13 protein-coding genes and 1 pseudogene are annotated in these 17,457 nt (G+C 73.5%); all 14 read right to left on the bottom strand.

What is annotated here, in order from left to right; genetic code table 11:
- Positions 1-2,490 (bottom strand): chromosome segregation protein SMC (gene smc / locus ACXJKA_RS19385; protein WP_456826830.1); only part of this gene is annotated, 2,490 nt, incomplete at its 3' end.
- Between the two features lie 92 nt (positions 2,491-2,582).
- Entirely contained in the window at positions 2,583-3,017 is a 435-nt protein-coding gene (gene ndk, locus ACXJKA_RS19380; RefSeq protein WP_456826829.1) for a nucleoside-diphosphate kinase, read from the bottom strand.
- Positions 3,018-3,038: 21 nt separating this feature from the next.
- Positions 3,039-3,440 (bottom strand): DUF4233 domain-containing protein, encoded by a 402-nt coding sequence (locus tag ACXJKA_RS19375; protein WP_456826828.1) that lies wholly within the window; start codon positions 3,438-3,440, stop codon positions 3,039-3,041.
- Positions 3,441-3,449: 9 nt separating this feature from the next.
- Positions 3,450-5,159 (bottom strand): MDR family MFS transporter, encoded by a 1,710-nt coding sequence (locus ACXJKA_RS19370; RefSeq protein WP_456826827.1) that lies wholly within the window; start codon positions 5,157-5,159, stop codon positions 3,450-3,452.
- A 45-nt stretch (positions 5,160-5,204) separates the two neighbouring features.
- A complete protein-coding gene (locus ACXJKA_RS19365; RefSeq protein ID WP_456826826.1) occupies positions 5,205-5,825 on the bottom strand; it encodes a TetR/AcrR family transcriptional regulator in 621 nt (206 codons plus the stop codon).
- A 68-nt stretch (positions 5,826-5,893) separates the two neighbouring features.
- A complete protein-coding gene (gene dhaM / locus ACXJKA_RS19360) occupies positions 5,894-6,613 on the bottom strand; it encodes a dihydroxyacetone kinase phosphoryl donor subunit DhaM (protein WP_456826825.1) in 720 nt (239 codons plus the stop codon).
- The gene (dhaL, locus tag ACXJKA_RS19355; protein ID WP_456826824.1) at positions 6,610-7,242 is read right to left on the bottom strand and encodes a dihydroxyacetone kinase subunit DhaL; all 633 of its coding nucleotides are present in this window, start codon (positions 7,240-7,242) and stop codon (positions 6,610-6,612) included. The genes dhaM and dhaL overlap by 4 nt, the downstream gene beginning before the upstream one ends.
- Before the next feature lie 40 nt (positions 7,243-7,282).
- On the bottom strand, positions 7,283-8,278 hold the full coding sequence (dhaK, locus tag ACXJKA_RS19350) for a dihydroxyacetone kinase subunit DhaK (RefSeq protein ID WP_456826831.1): 996 nt from the start codon (positions 8,276-8,278) through the stop codon (positions 7,283-7,285).
- Positions 8,279-8,467: 189 nt separating this feature from the next.
- A complete protein-coding gene (locus tag ACXJKA_RS19345; protein ID WP_456826823.1) occupies positions 8,468-9,853 on the bottom strand; it encodes a bifunctional folylpolyglutamate synthase/dihydrofolate synthase in 1,386 nt (461 codons plus the stop codon).
- Positions 9,850-13,068, bottom strand: a complete 3,219-nt coding sequence (gene ileS / locus ACXJKA_RS19340) for an isoleucine--tRNA ligase (protein ID WP_456826822.1) — start codon at positions 13,066-13,068, stop codon at positions 9,850-9,852. Before ileS ends, ACXJKA_RS19345 begins: the two co-directional genes overlap by 4 nt.
- 248 nt (positions 13,069-13,316) lie before the next feature.
- Positions 13,317-14,699 carry an AMP-binding protein gene (locus tag ACXJKA_RS19335; protein ID WP_456826821.1) on the bottom strand — a complete coding sequence of 461 codons (1,383 nt, stop codon included), beginning with the start codon at positions 14,697-14,699 and terminating at the stop codon, positions 13,317-13,319.
- Positions 14,686-15,315, bottom strand: coding sequence for a hypothetical protein (locus ACXJKA_RS19330; RefSeq protein ID WP_456826820.1), 630 nt, complete (start codon positions 15,313-15,315; stop codon positions 14,686-14,688). The genes ACXJKA_RS19335 and ACXJKA_RS19330 overlap by 14 nt, the downstream gene beginning before the upstream one ends.
- Positions 15,302-17,041 (bottom strand): hypothetical protein, encoded by a 1,740-nt coding sequence (locus ACXJKA_RS19325; RefSeq protein WP_456826819.1) that lies wholly within the window; start codon positions 17,039-17,041, stop codon positions 15,302-15,304. Before ACXJKA_RS19325 ends, ACXJKA_RS19330 begins: the two co-directional genes overlap by 14 nt.
- Positions 17,038-17,457 (bottom strand): annotated as a pseudogene (locus tag ACXJKA_RS19320) (hypothetical protein); the annotation flags it as partial. The gene ACXJKA_RS19325 and the pseudogene ACXJKA_RS19320, both read right to left, overlap by 4 nt.

The raw sequence follows: 17,457 nt of genomic DNA, 5'->3' as shown, positions 1-17,457 counted from the left end.
CTCGCGGGCGACGCGCTCGGTCCGGGCGGCGCGCTCGAGCGACTCGGCACGGCCGGAGAGGGCCCGCGCCCGCTCCTCGCCGGTGCGCAGTGTCAGGCGCGCCTCGGTCTCGCGGGCACGCGCGCCCGCGGCCAGCTCGGCCAGCCGGTCGCGCCGGGCGCTGCCCTCGGCGATCGCCGCCTCGCTCTCCGCGGGCTCGATCTCGGCGGCGGCGAGCCGCTCGGTGAGCTCGGCCAGCTGGGCGCTGTCGTCCGCGAGCGTGCGGGAGGCGGCCTCGAGGGACTGCTGGAGCCGGGCGGCCTCGGCGTTCGCGGCGCGGGCCGTCGAGCCGAGGTGGCCCAGCTGCTCGGCGACGGCGGCGAGCGCGGCGTCGGACTCGTTGAGGCGGTCGAGGGTCGCCTCGTGCGCCGCGCGGGCCGCCGCCTGGGCCTCGGTGGCGCCGACGAGCTCGAACCGCACGCGCTCGGCGTCGGCCGTGGCCTGCGCGACGCCGGCACGGGCCTGGTCGAGCGCGGACTGCAGGTGCAGGGCACTGGGCGCGGTGGCCGATCCGCCGGACGCGCGGTGGCGGGACAGCACGTCGCCGGTGCGGGTGGCGACGACCAGGTCGGGGCGGGCGGCGACGATCGCGCGGGCCGCGGCCAGGTCGTCGACGACGACGACGTCGGCGAGCAGCGTCTCGACGGCCGCACGCACGTGCTCGGGGGCACGCACGAGGTCGACGGCGCGGGCGGCGCCGGCCGGCACGTCCGCCAGCGGGCTCGCCGACGACGAGGCGCCGCTGACCAGCAGCGTCGCGCGGCCCGCGTCCTCGGTGCGCAGGTAGCGGATGGCGTCGACGGCCGCGTCCACCGAGTCGACAGCCACGGCGTCGGCGACCGCACCGAGCGCGGCGACGATGGCCTMCTCGTTCTMTTGGTCGACCGCCAGCAGCGCGGCCACCGAGCCCACGAGGCCGGGCTGGCCGTCCGCCGCGAGCAGTGCACCGACGCCGTCCTTGCGCGTGAGGCTGAGCTCGAGGGTCTCGGCGCGGGACTCCAGGGCGGCGCGCTCGCGCTCGGCGGCGCTCAGCTGCTCCTGCAGCGCACCCAGCCGCTCGCTCGCCTGCTCGAGGGCCTCGACGGCCGCCTCGTGCTCGGCATCGAGCCCCTCCTCGCCCTCCTCGACGCCCGCGACCTGCGACTCGAGGACCGCGAACTGCGTCGTGGCCTCCTGGCCGCGGTGCTCGGCCGCGGCCAGCGACTCACGCAGGCGCCCGAGCTCGGCTTGCGTCGCCTCGACGCGGCTCCGCCGGGCTGCCACCTGACCGGCCAGGCGCGCGACGCCCTCGCGGCGGTCGGCGGCGCCGCGCAGCGCGGTGGCGACCTGCTTCTCGGCGCCGACGGCCTCGGCCTCGGCGTCCTGGCGTGCGACGACCGCGGCCTCGAGGGCGGCGCGACCGATCTCGACCTCGGCGGCCAGCTCGGCTTCCGCGGCACGCACGCGCTCGGCCTGCGCGGCGAGGTCGTCGGGGTCGGATCCGCCCGTGCGCTCCGGGCCGGCGCTGCCGAGCAGGCGGACCCGGTCGGCGGCCAGGGACGCGGTGCCGCGCAGCCGCTCGCGCAGCGACGAGAGGCGGTACCAGACCTCGCTGGCCTCGCTCAGCGCCGGCGCTGCCTCGGCGGCCTCGCGCTCGAGGGTGGCCAGGCGGCCGCGCGTGGCGGCGAGGGTGGCCTCGACCTCCTCGCGACGGGCACGCAGCGCGCTCTCGTCGGCGATCTCCTGCTCGAGCGTGGAGGTCAGCTGCGCGAGGTCGTCGGCCAGCAGCCGCGCTCGGGCGTCGCGAAGGTCCGCCTGGACCACCGCCGCCTTGCGGGCGACCTCCGCCTGCCGGCCGAGCGGACCGAGCTGGCGACGGATCTCGCCCGTGAGGTCGGACAGGCGCGTGAGGTTGGCCTGCATCGCCTCGAGCTTGCGGAGCGCCTTCTCCTTGCGCTTGCGGTGCTTGAGGACGCCCGCCGCCTCCTCGATGAAGCCGCGGCGCTCCTCGGGAGTCGCGCGCAGGACGGCGTCGAGCTGGCCCTGGCCGACGATGACGTGCATCTCCCGGCCGAGACCGGAGTCGGACAGCAGGTCCTGGATGTCGAGCAGGCGGCAGCCCTGGCCGTTGATCGCGTACTCCGAGCCGCCGTTGCGGAACAGCGTCCGCGAGATGGTGACCTCGGAGTACTCGATCGGCAGCGCGCCGTCGGAGTTGTCGATGGTGAGCGCGACCTCGGCGCGGCCGAGCGGGGGGCGGCCGGACGTGCCGGCGAAGATGACGTCCTCCATCTTGCCGCCGCGCAGCGACTTGGCGCCCTGCTCCCCCATCACCCAGGCCAGGGCGTCGACGACGTTGGACTTGCCCGAGCCGTTGGGCCCGACCACGCAGGTGACGCCCGGCTCGAAGTTCAGGGTCGTCGCCGAGGCGAACGACTTGAACCCCCGCAGGGTGAGGGTCTTGAGGTGCACGCACGAAGCCTAAGGTGCGTGCACCCGTCCTCTGGGGAGGCTGACGTCAGAGCGCAGGGGACCGTCAGGTCGGAGAGCAGAGGACCGTCAGGTCAGAGAGCAGGGAACCAGAGGGCGATCTCGCGCGCGGCGGACTCCTCGGAGTCCGAGCCGTGCACCAGGTTCTGGATCACCTTGAGGCCCCAGTCGCGGCCCAGGTCGCCGCGGATGGTGCCCGGCGCCGCGACCGTCGGGTCGGTGGCGCCCGCCAGCGACCGGAAGCCCTCGACGACGCGGTGCCCCTCGGCCACGACGGCGAGCACCGGGCCGGAGCGCATGAACTCGATCAGCGGCGTGAGGAACGGCTTGCCGGCGTGCTCGGCGTAGTGCTCGGCCAGCAGGGCCTCGGAGGCCTCGCGCAGCTCGACGGCGACGAGGGTGTAGCCCTTGGCCTCGATGCGGCGCACGACCTCCCCCGACAGGCCACGGCGAACGCCGTCGGGCTTGACGAGGACAAGGGTGCGCTGCGTGGCGGGTGCGTCAGTCATGGGCGAAACAGTAACCGGGTGTCAGGGTCCGACCGCACCCGGGTGGGCGGCGTCGTACTCCGCCCGCTCGCGGTCGATCCGGCCACCGAGCCGCAGGGCCACGACCCACAGCACGACGAAGATGACCCCGACCGCGAACATCATGGGGATGGCGAACCCGCCGGCCAGCACGAACACCTGCACGATCGAGCCGGCGAGGTAGCCGCCCGGCCGGGAGACCATCCCGGACAGCAGGATCAGGACCAACGACAGGCTCCCCCCGACCCACCAGATGGTGGACGCGGGGGCCAGCCGCAGGCCGTACGCCACGAGCGTCGCGAAGAACACCAGCATCGCCTCGAGGATGAGGATCGTCTGGGCGAACTGGGGTTTCGCGGGACGCTTGCGGCGCACGGCCTGGCCGTCCGGGACGGTGGAGCTCATCGGGTCAGGTTACCGGCGGGCCCGTGCGTCGACGTCGTCCGAGGCTCCGTCGCGCTGGGTCGGGAGCTCGTCGTGCACGGGCCCGGAGAGCTCGTCGAGGACGACCGCACCGTCGATCGTCTCGGTGGGCGCACCCGAGCCGTCGGCCGCGAGGGCCTCGCCACGGGCGACCATGCCGGCCACGTCGGAGAGCTTGACCTCCCGCAGGAAGAGCGACAGCACGAAGCCCACCGCGATCACGGGCACGAGGTACCAGAACGACGGCGCGAGCGCGTTGGTGAAGGCGTCGATGACGCCGGTCTTCAGCGGCTCGGGCAGCGCCTGCACCGCGGCGGGCGTCAGGCTCGAGGCGTCGCCACCCGAACCCGCGGGCGCGCCGGCGAAGACTCCCGCGAGGTTGTCCGCCAGCTTGGTGGTGAACATCGTGCTGAACAGCGCCGTGCCGACGGCCGCGCCGATCTCGCGGAAGAAGTTGTTCGTGCTGGTGGCGGTACCGATCTCGTGCGGGTCCACCGAGTTCTGCACGGCGAGCACGATCGTCTGCATGACCAGGCCCATGCCGGCGCCGAGCACGAAGATCATCGCGCCGAAGAGCCACATCGACATGTCGCCGGTGATCTGCGTGAGCCAGGCGACGCCGGCGGTGGTGATGGCCAGGCCGACCACCGGGAAGATCTTGTAGCGGCCGGTCTTCGTGATCGCGATGCCGGAGCCGATCGCGGTGAACATGACACCGACCATCATCGGGAGCAGCAGGAAGCCGGACTCGGTGACACCGGCGCCGGTCGACATCTGCAGGAACGTCGGCAGGAAGGCCAGGGCGGCGAACATGCCCATGCCGAGGATGAGGCCGATCGCGGTGGCGATGGTGAAGGTCGGGTTCTTGAAGAGGCGGAGCGGCAGGAGGGGCTCCTGCGCTCGGAGCTCGACCATGATGAACGCGGCGATGGAGACCAGCGTGCCGATCACGAGCGCGAGCAGGGCGGGGTTCGACCAGTCGTAGCCGCGGTTGCCGGTCCAGCTGCTCCAGCTCGTCGCGAGCACGAGGCCGGACGTGGCGGCGACCATGAAGAAGATGCCGGCGACGTCGATCTTCTTGCCCGAGCGGTGGGTCGGGAGCTTGAGCGTGAACCACGCGATGCCGAAAGCCGCCAGGCCGATGGGGATGTTCAGCCAGAAGCACCACCGCCAGTCGGCGTGCTGCGTGAAGAAGCCACCCAGGAGCGGGCCGATGACGGCCGAGATCCCGAACAGCGCACCCATCGGGCCCATGTACTTGCCGCGGTCCTTGGCGGGCACGATGTCCGCGATGATCGCCTGCGACAGGATCATCAGACCGCCGCCGCCCAGGCCCTGCACGCCGCGCCAGAACACGAGCTCGCCGAACGACTGGGCGAAGCCAGCACCGGCGGACGCCACGGTGAACAGGCCGATGGCGACGAGGAACGGCCAGCGCCGACCCCACAGGTCGCCGAACTTGCCGTACAGCGGCATGACGATCGCGATCGCCAGGATGTAGGCGGTGACGACCCAGCCCTGGTGCTCGACGCCGTTCAGCTCGCCGACGATCGTCGGCATCGCCGTGCCGACGATCGACTGGTCGAGCGACGACATGAACATCCCGGCCATGAGCGCGCCGAAGATGAGCCAGACGGTCTTGGGGGTCAGGTGGATCAGCGGCTTGTCGACCGCTGGTGCCTGGGGTGCTGCGGTGGCCATGCGAGAAACCTCGTTCGCGAAAGGGGTGGTGGGTGCTGGGCAGAGTCAGTCGGTGAGGATGGATCGGAGCTCGGCGACGACGGCGCTCAGGTGCGCGTCGGGAGCGGCGGAGCCGCCCCGTTGCTGGTCCATCTCCCAGTGCAGGAAGGTCGCGTGCGTGAGGAACAGGAGGACGGAGCCGACCATCTCGGCCGAGTGGGTCGGGTCGCCGACGAGACGTCGCTCGACGAGCGCCGAGAGCTGACCCTTGTGCTGCTCGAACCAGGCGAGGTGCCGGGCGATCAGCCGCGGCTCCTTGCCKGCCAGCTCGAGCGCGCGGGCCATGCGCTCACGGCCGATGGGCGGGTCGCTGAGGAACGAGCTGACCAGCACCTGCAGGTCCGACATGAGGTGCCCGGTGGGACCGCCCGCCGCGAACACGTCCGCGGCCGCCGACTCGAGCGGCCACGGCGTGTGGCCGAGCACGGCGTCGTCCTTCGTCTCGAAGTAGTTGAAGAACGTCCGGACGGAGACGCCGGCCTCCTCGCAGATCGCGTCGACCGTGACCGCGTCCAGGCCGTGCTCGGCGACGAGGCGGTGGGTGGCGTCGATCAGCGCCTCGCGGCGCGCGCGCTTCTTGCGCTCACGCAGCCCGAGCGCAGGCGCCTCGTCGACGGAGTTCTGCACGAGGTGCAACTTTACATGAACTGCAACTTTGGGTTGGACGCGCGTTCAGGTGCGATCGCTCACAGTCGTCAGACCTCGCCGAAGCCACCCTCGACGGCCGCCACCAGGGCGTCCCGAGCCTGCTCCGCCTGCGCGCCCTCCGCCTCGATCGTCAGCTCCACGCCCTGCTTCGCGCCCAGCTTCATGAGCTCGAGCACGCTCGCCGCGTTCGCGCCGTTGACCCGCACCTTGGCGTCGTAGGCGGCGAGCATGCGCGCGACCACCGCCGCGGGTCGGGCGTGCAGACCGAGCGGGTTCCGCAGCACCACGGTCGCCCGGAGCAGACCGTCCTGCGGGTCGCCGACGGTCTGCTCCGCGGGCTCGTCGGCACCCCCGAACGTCGACCCGGCGTGCTCGGCGGACGCGAGGACGCCCGCGAGGTCGGCACCCCCGTGCGCGGTGACCGCCGCGGCCACGGCGCCCTCGACGAACGGCGCGTCCGCAAGGCGCACGCGTGCCGCCACGTCCTCGTCGAGGAACTCCAGCACCGACTCGGCCGTGAGGACCGMTGAGCCCAGGTCAGTGAGCACGACCGCCGACCGCCCCTCCTGCGTGGCGTCCAGGAGGGCGGCCTCGACACTCTCGAAGCTGGTGCCGAGCCCGCCGTCCTGCATGCCGCCGGCCGCGAGGAGCAGCACGCCGGGCGCCATCTGCCCGGCCAGCTCGACGGCACCCTCGGCCAGCGCCCGCGAGTGCGAGACCAGGACGAGGGCGACCGGTGCGGGTTCGCGCTCGGGGTGCCCGCTCACGAAGCCGCCTGCGCGGCGGCACGCAGGATCAGCTCGGTCGAACGGGCACCGGGGTCGAGGTGGTTGGCGGACCGCTCCCCCAGGTAGCTCGCGCGGCCCTTCGTGGCGATGAGCGGGATCGTCGCCTCGGCGCCGGCGTGTGCGGCGTCCGCGGCGGCGGCCAGCACCTCGGCCGGCGACGCGCCCGCGTCGGCTGCCGCGACGGCCGCCTCCGTGGCCGGGGTCCACGCGTCGACCATCGTCTTCTCGCCGGTGGTCGCCTTTCCGCGGGCGACGATCCCCTCGAGGGCCGCCTCGAGCAGCGCGACGACGCCTTGACTGTCGAGCTCGGGCACGCCCGTGGCCTTGGCGGCGCGCAGGTACGCGGTGCCGTAGAGCGGACCGGCCGCGCCGCCGACCGTCGACATCAGCGTGGTCGCGACGAGCTTGAGCACCTCGCCGATGTCCGCGGGAGGCGCCTCGAGGCCGTCGAGCTTGGCCACGACCGCGGTGAAGCCGCGGAACAGGTTCTCGCCGTGGTCCCCGTCGCCGATCTGTCGGTCGAGCTCGATGAGCTCGCTGCGGTGCTCCGTGACGGTCTGCGCCGAGAGGCGCACCCAGTCGATCGCCCACGTGACGTCCAGCGTCATGCCCACGCTCCTTCGAGCAGCTCGGTCCCCGTCCGGGTCGTCACCACCGCAGAGCGGTCGTGTGCACGGGGGCGTCCCACAGGGCGGTCAGCTCGTCGTCCAGCCGGAGAACGGTGACCGACGCGCCCTGCATCTCCAGCGATGTCACATAGTTGCCGACGAGCGACCGGGTCACCTCGACCCCCCGCTCCTCCAGCAACGCGCGGGCCCGACGATAGACCACGTAGAGCTCGGACGCGGGCGTGCCACCCATGCCGTTCACGAACAGCAGGACCTTGTCGCCGCTGCCCAGGTTCAGGTCGTCCGCGACGGGCGTCAGCAGCATCTCGGTGATGTCGTCGGCGCTCGCCAGCGGGATGCGCCGACGGCCCGGCTCGCCGTGGATGCCGATGCCGATCTCGATCTCGTCCTCGGGCAGGTCGAAGCTGGGCACGCCCGCGTGCGGGACCGTGCACGCCGTCAGCGCCACGCCCATGGAGCGCACGTTCGCGATGACCTTCTCCGCGACCGCCGCGACCGCGTCCAGGTCGTCGCCGCGCTCGGCGGCCGCACCCGCGATCTTCTCGACGGCGACCGTCCCGGCCACCCCGCGGCGCCCGGCGGTGTACAGCGAGTCCTCGACGGCGACGTCGTCGTTGACGACGACGCTGCGCACGGTGACGCCCTCGGCGTCGGCGAGCTCGGCGCCCGTCTCGAAGTTGAGCACGTCGCCGGTGTAGTTCTTGACGATCGCCAGCACCCCGGCGCCGGAGTCCGCCGCCTGCAGCGCGGGGGCGATCTGGTCCGGTGTGGGTGACGTGAACACCGGCCCGGCGACCGCCGCGGTCAGCATGCCGACGCCGACGAAGCCCCCGTGCAGCGGCTCGTGCCCGGAGCCGCCTCCGCTGACGAGTCCGACCTTGCCGGACGACGCACCACCCGCCCGGGTGACGAACGCGTGCTCGGCGTTCACCGCCACCACGTCGGCGTGCGCGGCCGCGAAGCCCTCGAGGGACTCGGCCACGACGGTCTGCGGGTCGTTGATGAGCTTCTTCACTGCAGCCATCCCTTCCACCGGGCACCCACGGCGGGCCCCGCACGTCCGTCGCGAACTCCGTCGTCCCGACAAACCTCACAATCTCGGCGTGCCGTGGGGGCGTCAAGGGGAGGACGTGCGCCGTCGCTGCACATTCGTGCACCCCGCGCGGTCGGGCATCGACGCCTCCCCCGGACGGGTGACCAGACGTCAGGCGCGGCCGAGCAGCCGGCGCGCCTCGGCGACGAGCAGGATCGAGCCGGTGACGAGCACGCCCGACCCGCGCTCGACCTCGCTCTCCGCACGGGACACCGCGAGGTCGAGCGCGTCGGACAGCCGCTCCACGGTGTGCACGCGGTCCTCCCCGAAGATGTCGATCGCGATGTCCGCCAGGTCCTCGGGGTCGAGCGCGCGGGAGGTCGATGCACGGGTGATCACCACCTCCGCGAGCACCGGCTCGAGCGCCGCGAGCATGCCTTCAGGATCCTTGTCGGCCATCACGCCGACGACCCCGACGAGGCGCGTCAGCTCGAACGCCTCCTCGAGGCCGGCGACGAGCGCCTCGACCCCGGCGGGGTTGTGCGCCCCGTCGACGATGATCGTCGGGCTCGACCGGACCACCTCGAGCCGGCCCGGGGAGTCGACGTCGGCGAACGCGACCTCGACCACGCCCGGGTCCAGCGCGCGCCCACCGGTGAGGAACGCCTCGACCGCCGTGAGCGCCAGCAGCGCGTTGTGCGCCTGGAACTCGCCGTGCAGCGGCAGGAAGATCTCGGTGTACGTGCCGCCGAGCGCCTGCAGCGTGATCAGCTGGCCGCCGACCGCGACCTGGCGCTCGCCCACCTCGATGTCGACGCCCTCGCGCAGCACGCGGGCGCCGCGCTCGGCCGCGACGGCCAGGAGCACGCCCTCGACGTCCTCCGACTGCCGCGCCAGGACGACTGTCGCGCCGTCCTTGATGATCCCCGACTTCTCCGACGCGATCTCGACCAGGGTGTGGCCGAGGTAGCGCTCGTGGTCGAGCGAGATCGGCGTGATGATCGCGACCTCGCCGTCGACGACGTTGGTCGAGTCCCACGTTCCGCCCAGGCCCACCTCGATCACGGCGACGTCGATGGGGGTGTCGGCGAAGGCCGCGAAGGCCATCACCGTGAACACCTCGAAGAACGACAGCCGGGGCTCGCCCTTCTCGATCGAGCCCTGGTCCACCAGGTGCACGTAGGGCGCGACGTCCTGCCACACCTCGACGAACCGCTCGTCGCTGATGGGCTCGCCGTCGATCGCGATCCGCTCGTTGACACGGCTCAGGTGCGGGCTGGTGAACCGGCCGGTCCGCAGGCCGTGCTCGCGCAGCAGCCGCTCGACCATGCGGGACGTCGACGTCTTGCCGTTGGTGCCGGTCAGGTGGATGGTCCGGTACGCCTTCTGCGGGTCGCCCAGCAGCTCGCACACGGCCCGCACCCGGTCCAGCGTCGGGTCGATGTCGTGCTCCGGCGCGCGCGCCAGGATCGCCCGGTAGACCTCGTCGGCGGCCGTCCGCGCCTCCTGCTCCGCCTGACGGCGCAGGTGCTCCGACCCTCCCTGCTCGCGGCTCATGCCTCGTACCCTCCGGCGTCGACTGCTTCCACGGTGACCTGCAGCGCAGCCCCGGTCTCGATCTCCACCGACACGGCCAGCGTCTCGCGCGCGATCGTGTCGCGGTGCTCCTCGACGGCGGCGAGGTGCTCGGCCGGGACGTCGAGCGTGAGCACGATCCGGTCGCCCACCTGCAGACCCGCCGCCTTGCGCGCGTCCTGCACGGCGCGCACGACGTCGCGGGCGTAGCCCTCGGCGCGCAGTGCGTCGTCGAGCGTGAGGTCGAGCACGACGAAGCCGCCGCCGGGCAGCACCGCGGCGGCACCACCCTCGGCCCCGACCACGGTCGTCAGCTCGTACTCGGCCGGCTCCAGCGCGACGTCGCCGTCGTCGGTGGTGACCACGACCGTGTCGCCGTCCACGCGCCAGGCCTCGGCGCGCGCGGCCTTGATCACGGCCTGCACCCCGCGACCCAGACGCGGCCCGGCGGCCCGGGCGTTGACCGCGAGGCGCTGCGTGATGCCGAACCGCTCGGCCGTTCCGGCGTCGGCCGTCGCCAGGTCCACGCGCTTGACGTTGAGCTCGGCGGCGAGCAGGTCCGCGTACGGCGCGAGTGCGTCCGCGTCGTCGACGGCCACCGTGAGCGTGTGCATCGGCTGTCGCACCCGGACGCCGGCGGCCTTGCGCAGACCGAGCGCGGTCGACGTCACCGCGCGGACCTGGTCCATCGCCACGACGAGCGCCTCGTCGGCGGGCGCGAGGTCGACGGAAGGCCAGTCGGTCAGGTGCACGCTGCGCCCGCCCGTGAGGCCGCGCCAGACCTCCTCGGTGACCAGCGGCGCGAGCGGAGCCATGACGCGCGTGAGCACCTCGAGGCTCGTCCAGAGCGTGTCGAACGCATCGGCGTCCTCGGCCCAGAACCGGTCTCGCTGCGTGCGCACGTACCAGTTGGTGAGGACGTCGAGGTGCTCGCGCACGCTCTCGCACGCCGCCGAGATGTCGTAGGCGTCGAGCTGGGCCGTCGTCGTCGCGACAAGGTCCCGCGTCCGTGCGAGCACGTAGCGGTCCATCGGCGCGAGCGTCGCGGCGCGCGCGGCGTCGACCGGCGTGGCCGTGTACCCCTTCCCGTTGTCCGCGGCACCCGCGTACAGGGAGAAGAAGTAGTACGTGCTCCACAGCGGCAGCAGCACCTGGCGCACGCCGTCGCGGATGCCCTCCTCGCCGACGATGAGGTTGCCGCCGCGCAGGATCGAGCTCGACATGAGGAACCAGCGCACGGCGTCGGAGCCGTACAGGTCCCACATCTCCGCCGGGTCCGGGAAGTTGCGCAGGCTCTTGCTGGCCTTGCGGCCGTCGTCGCCGAGCACGATGCCGTGGCACAGGACGTTGCGGAACGCCGGGCGGTCGAACAGCGCCGTGGCCAGCACGTGCAGCGTGTAGAACCAGCCGCGGGTCTGGCCGATGTACTCGACGATGAAGTCACCCGGGTAGTGGTGCTCGAACCAGTCCGCGTTCTCGAACGGGTAGTGCACCTGCGCGAACGGCATCGAGCCGGAGTCGAACCACACGTCGAGGACGTCGGGGATCCGGCGCATGGTCGAGGCGCCCGTCGGGTCGTCCGGGTTCGGGCGCGTCAGCTCGTCGATGAACGGCCGGTGCAGGTCCGGCTCGCCCGCCTCGTTCGTCGGCACCCGGCCGAAGTCCGCCTCCAGCTCGGCCAGCGAGCCGTACACGTCGACGCGCGGGTACGACGGGTCGTCCGACACCCACACCGGGATGGGCGTGCCCCAGTAGCGGTTGCGGCTGATCGACCAGTCGCGCGCGCCGGAGAGCCACTTGCCGAACTGGCCGTCCTTGATGTGCTCGGGGGTCCAGGTGATGTCCTGGTTGAGCTCGACCATGCGGTCCCGGAAGTCGCTCACGCGCACGAACCAGCTGGTCACCGCCTTGTAGATCAGCGGGTTCCGGCAGCGCCAGCAGTGCGGGTAGGAGTGCTCGTACGTCTCGTGGCGGACGAGCACGCTGCGCTGCGCCTCGGGGACGCGCGCGAGCGGGCCGGAGCCCGCCTTGAGGTCGGCGATGATCGGCTTGTTCGCGTCGAACACCAGCTGGCCGACGTAGTCCGGCACCTCGGTGGTGAACTTGCCCTGCGAGTCGACGGGCACGACCGGCGCGATGCCGACGGCGTCGCACGCGACCATGTCGTCCTCGCCGAACGCGGGCGCCATGTGCACGATGCCCGAGCCGTCCTCGGTGGTGACGAAGTCGCCGAGCAGCACCTGGTGGGCGTTCTCGCGGCCCACGAAGTAGTCGAACGGCGGCGTGTAGCGGCGGCCCGCGAGGTCCCGGCCCTTGACCGTCGCGACGACCGTGGCCTCCCCCAGCTCCTTGGCGTACGAACCCAGGCGCGCGGCCGCGAGCACCACGAGCTCGCCCTCGAGGAGGCTTCCCGGTCCCGGCTCGACGGTCACGTAGTCGACGTCCGGCCCGACAGCGATGGCCAGGTTGCTGGGCAGCGTCCACGGGGTCGTGGTCCAGATGAGGGCGAGCTCGCCGGTCTCCAGGCGCAGGCCGACCGTCAGCGCGGGGTCCTGGCGCGACTGGTAGACGTCGTCGTCCATCCGCAGCTCGTGGTTGGACAGCGGCGTCTCGTCGCGCCAGCAGTACGGCAGCACGCGGTAGCCCTCGTACGCCATGTCCTGGTCGTAGAGGCGCTTGAACGCCCAGATCACCGACTCCATGAACGTGACGTCGAGCGTCTTGTAGTCGTGGTCGAAGTCGACCCAGCGGGCCTGGCGCGTCACATACTCGCGCCACTCCCCGGTGTACCGCAGCACCGACTCGCGGCACGCCTGGTTGAACGCGGCGAGCCCCATCTCCTCGATCTGGGAGGTGTCCGTGATGCCGAGCAGGCGCTGCGCCTCCAGCTCGGCGGGCAGCCCGTGCGTGTCCCAGCCGAACCGGCGCTCCACGCGGTGGCCGCGCATCGTCTGGTAGCGCGGCACGACGTCCTTGGCGTAGCCGGTCAGCAGGTGGCCGTAGTGCGGCAGGCCGTTGGCGAACGGGGGGCCGTCGTAGAAGACGAACTCGTTGCTGCCGTTCTCGCCGGCCTCGCGGGCGTCGATCGACGCCTGGAACGTGCCGTCGGACTCCCAGTACGCGAGCACGTCCTTCTCGAGGGACGGCAGATCCGGGGAGGCGGGGACGTCGGACTGGCGGTGCAGCGGGTAGGCCACGGTCGGGCTCTCCTGTGGTCGTGCGTCGCTCTCGGCTGCGAGGACGATCGGACCCGGACCGGCCGGGAACCACCGCGGTACCACCTCGCTTGCCGGCTCCCCGTTGCCGGGGCGTCGACCACTTCGGACGGCTGTGACGGGCCTACCCGTCCGGTTCTACTGGGGTGCTCGCGCACCTGTTCTTCCGGAGGCTCACCGGTGATGTCCGGGTCGATGCCTGTGCCGCCCAGGGTAACGCACGCGTGCGGTCAGGCCTCGGTGGAAAACCGGCGCGGCTTTTCGTGGCCCAGCTCGCGGACGTCGTCGAGCACCGACAGCTCGACCGGTCGACCGAGCCAGCGTGTGACGGCATCCGCGGCGCCCCGCGCATCGCCCCGCAGCGCCCGGAGGTGAATCGACCCGTCGGCCGCCTGGTGCAGGTGGTACGCCGCGAGCCCGTACGCCTGGAGCAGCTGGGTGGCGTCGATCGACGGCCGCGTGGTGCCGTCCGCCGCGCGGAAGAGCACGGGTGCACGCCCCTCCAGCCCGAGCAGCACGGTGCCCCGGGCGTCGCGGACGAGCGAGGCGTGGTCACCGGTTCGGTAGCGCAGCAGCGGCAGGTACGGGTTCTCGTCGACCGTCACGACGACCTCGCCGCGGGTGCCGTCGGGGACCGGTGCGTCGTCGGCGTCGAGGATCTCGACGTGCACGCGGCGCGGCAGGGCGACGTGCCCGTCGCCGTCCGTCGACGCGGCGACCGGGCCGGTCTCGCGCAGCCCGTAGAGGTCGATCACCGGGCAGCCCCACCGGTTCGCCGCAGCGGCGCGCACGGCTGCGGGCAGGTGCGTCGCCCCGCTGACGACGGCCACCGGGTGCAGGTCCAGGTCGAGCTCGAGCAGCCGCAGCAGCGGGAGGGCAGACGTGCTGATCACCTGCGGGTCGAGGTCCGCCAGGAACCGGTCGCGGCTCGCCTCGTCCGCCCACCCGCTGAGGTTGAGCCGGGCCATCAGCGGCGCGGGCGCGCCCGCCGCCCGCCGGAACGCCGTCATCGCCGACGCGTAGGTGAACGCCGCGCGCTGGTCGACCACGTTGGCCAGCCCGAGCCGCGCGGGGTCCGGCTCCCACACCGCGCCGGCGCCGGCGACCAGCCGCTGCAGGAGCACCAGGTCCGCGGCCACGGCGACCGGGTGCAGCGGGACGCGGAGCGCCGCACCGGTGCTCCCCGAGCTGGTGCCCTCGAGCACGCGGTCGAGGGCGACATCGACGGGGACGTAGGCGGCCAGGTCGTCGACGAGCTGCTGCCGTGTCACCGTGGGCAGGTCCTCGAGGGGGGTCGCCGGTACGCTCGCGCCCTCCCGGGCGGCCCGCCGGTACGCGGGGATCGACGCGTGCGCGCGCGCGACCAGCGCGGCGACCCAGTCGTGGTCGGCCGCCGCGGCCGCCAGGGCCGGTTCGTCGGCCGCGGTCAGGCGGTCGCCGGTCGCGTGCACCCAGTCGGGCGCGTCGGGGTGCGCGCGCAACGCCGCGAGCCGGGCGTGACCGGCCTCGTCCAGCGTCGGCCAGCGCTCGGCGTCGGTGAGCGCGAGGGCGCCCATCGGCGCGTACTCGGCGAGGGCCGGGTCCGGGACGGTCGGGTCGTCAGTAGTTGGCATACTGCGCCGCTGCCTCCTTCGCCTTCTTCTCGGCGAGCGCCCGCTCGAGCTCCTCGGCGCGCGCCTGCTCGACGGCCATCGCGCGGATCAGGTCCCGCTGGTACGCCGTGCTCACGGCCAGCCACCGGTCCTGCGCCGCCGCGGCGCTCTCCCCCGCCGGCAGGACGGCGCCCAGCCGCAGGAACGCCCGCGCCAGCTCCTCGCGCGCCTCGTCCACCTGCACCCAGTCCCGGTCGGGCCGCAGACCCACCAGGTCGCGCTGCACGCCCGTCACGATCCCGAGCATCCAGCGGGTCGGCCCCCCGGCGGCGGTCACCGCCTCGCGCACCACGGGGTCGGCCGTGAGGGCCGGGTCGAGCAAGAGCCAGCAGACCAGCCCGACGAGCACGCGACGCGTGGCGACCTCCTCGTCCGACGCGCCGGCTCCGGGCGAGAGGTCGGCGTCGAGGCGGGCGAGCGACGCGGCGTCCAGCAGCGTGCGGTCCAGCTCGACGGCGAGGTCGGCCACGAGCGCGGGCACGACGACGTCGGGCTCGAACAGGTCGGGCGGGGCCTGGGCCAGCCGGTGCCGCACGGCGGCGAGCGACGGCCCGGCCGGTGCGTCATGTGCGGGCACGGTGCTGCCTCCCCCAGGTCCGGCGCGAGAAGTCGCGCGCGAAGGTCACCAGGTCCTCGTCGGTCGTCACGGTGTACACGTCGTAGTCGCCCGCCATCTCCGCGATCTGGTCCCGCCACCCGTCCGACGCCTGCAGGACGAGGCTGCCACCGCCGCCCGCCGCCGCGAGGGCGCGCGCCGCGACGTCGTCCGTCGTCGGACCCCCCATCGTCCACGGCCGGAACATCGTGGTCACCCCGTTGTCCGAGATCACGGCGATGTGCGTGGGGCCGGTCGCGGTCGGCGGCGAGCCCCCGACGCCCAGGTGGGTGCGCTCCAGCAGGGCGAGCGGGAACGACGTGCTGCGGCCGATGTGCGCGACCACTGCCTGGAGCACGGCGTCCTGGTCGCGCGTGAACCCGTCGGTGCCGATCACCTCCCCCGCACCGCTCCACGTGGTCGCCTGTACCCGGGCACCAGCCCGCAGGGCCGAGAGCGCGAGCACTGCGCCGGCCAGCGCGATCGGGGCCGCGACGGCAGCGGGGTCCGGCATCGAGCCCGACGAGTCCAGGTAGAGGTCGAGGTCGACCGGACGCGGCCGCTCCTGGCGCTCCTCGTCCTCGAGGTACGCGCGCTGCACGGTCGTCATGCCCGGCACGACCACCGGGGACGCGGTGACGGTCCCCGACCAGTCGATCGAGGACAGGTCGTCGCCCACCTCCCACGGGTCGAGCCCGCCGAGCAGCTGCTCGGAGGCGGTCGCGCCCTCGCGCACCGGGAACGGCACGAGGTGTGGGGCGGCACGCTCGCGGTACCAGGCGGCCGCCACCTGCTGGGCCGACGCCGCCGAGCCGAGCGCCTGGACGAGGGCGTGCAGCGCAGCGGGCTGCAGGGCATTCATCCCGCTGCCGGCTCCTCCGGTGGTCAGGTCGACCGGCGTGGCCTCCGGCGCCGCGGCGGCACCGGTCACCCGCGGGTCGAGCGCGGGGTGCACGGCGGGGGCGCCGAGGCTGGGGTCGGACGCGATCCCGAACGGGATCGTGTCGTCGCCGCCGTGCTCGCCGCCGCAAGCCATCGCGGCCACCCGCGTCGTGGCCGTCGGGCCGCGGAGCCACTCCGGGTCCACGTGCGCGCGCAGGAGCCGCGCGAACCCGGCAGCCCCGCCCACGGCGTCCCGGGCATAGGCGCGCACGAGCCGCGCGCACAGCATCGCCTGGTCCTCGGGTGCCAGTCCCTCGGCGGCGAGCCGGCCGCGCGGGAGACCCCAGAGGATCTCGTAGGTGCGGCCGATCAGCAGGCCGAGCGGGTTGTCGGCTGTCGCGGCTCCGACCGCCGCGGCCAGCGACGCGCGGTCGATCCCGGCCTGCCGCTGGAGCCGGTCGTTGATCAGCAGGTCGCACCACAGGTTCTCGACCAGCCCGACGAGGTGGTCCTGGTCGACGAGACCCACGCGCACGCGCGCCGCGATCTTCAGCGCGGTCAGCCGGTCCACCGGCGCGAGCACGTGGTGCCCGATCTCGTGCGCGAGCACGGCCCGGGCGTGGTCCTGGATCCCCCGCTCGACCACCACCGTGAGGTCGACGTGCACCTCCGGGTCGGCGGTCGTGTACCAGGCCCACGTGTCCATCCGGCAGGCGCTGGTGTGCAGCACGGGCGGGTGCATCCGCGTGGTGCGACCCCACGCGGCGAGCGCGTCCGGCCACTCCCGCATCCAGCGCTCGGCCAGGTGCTCCAGGTAGCGGCTCACGCGGCCACCCGGACGACGTCGACCCAGTACGAGTGGCGGCGGCTGACGACGAGCACGGCACCGTCGGGGCTCGCCGGGGCGGCGCCGGTCACGTCGTCGTGCCACGGCACGACCAGCGGCGCGGCGACGGGCGCCGGCGCGGGCACCTCGGGCTCGTCGGCCAGGCGGGTGACCGCCGCGCCGTGCACGTCCGCGACGATCGCCCAGCGCGCGCCGTCGGCCGCGACCGAGCATCCGGAAGGCCCCCCGGGCACCACGCGGGGGGCGCCCAGCCAGGGGCCGCCGAACCCCCGGAAGCCGCCGATGCGGCGCAGCACACCTGGCGCGGCCGCGACGCCGGGCCACCACCACGGGTCGCGGGCGTGCCGCTCCAGCGCGGCCACGGGGTCGGTGTCCGCGGGCAGCCCGAGCACCGC

The organism is Cellulomonas sp. P5_E12, assembly GCF_054049315.1.
This window is presented reverse-complemented; position numbering and strand designations above follow the sequence as displayed.

What these genes read in the sequence shown, in the direction of transcription:
- ACXJKA_RS19335 (WP_456826821.1), bottom strand. Translation starts at nt 14,699, where the DNA reads ATGCCAACTACTGACGACCCGACCGTCCCGGACCCGGCCCTCGCCGAG.
- ACXJKA_RS19375 (WP_456826828.1), bottom strand. Translation starts at nt 3,440, where the DNA reads ATGAGCTCCACCGTCCCGGACGGCCAGGCCGTGCGCCGCAAGCGTCCC.
- ACXJKA_RS19345 (WP_456826823.1), bottom strand. Translation starts at nt 9,853, where the DNA reads ATGAGCCGCGAGCAGGGAGGGTCGGAGCACCTGCGCCGTCAGGCGGAG.
- ndk (WP_456826829.1), bottom strand. Translation starts at nt 3,017, where the DNA reads ATGACTGACGCACCCGCCACGCAGCGCACCCTTGTCCTCGTCAAGCCC.
- dhaL (WP_456826824.1), bottom strand. Translation starts at nt 7,242, where the DNA reads ATGACGCTGGACGTCACGTGGGCGATCGACTGGGTGCGCCTCTCGGCG.
- ACXJKA_RS19370 (WP_456826827.1), bottom strand. Translation starts at nt 5,159, where the DNA reads ATGGCCACCGCAGCACCCCAGGCACCAGCGGTCGACAAGCCGCTGATC.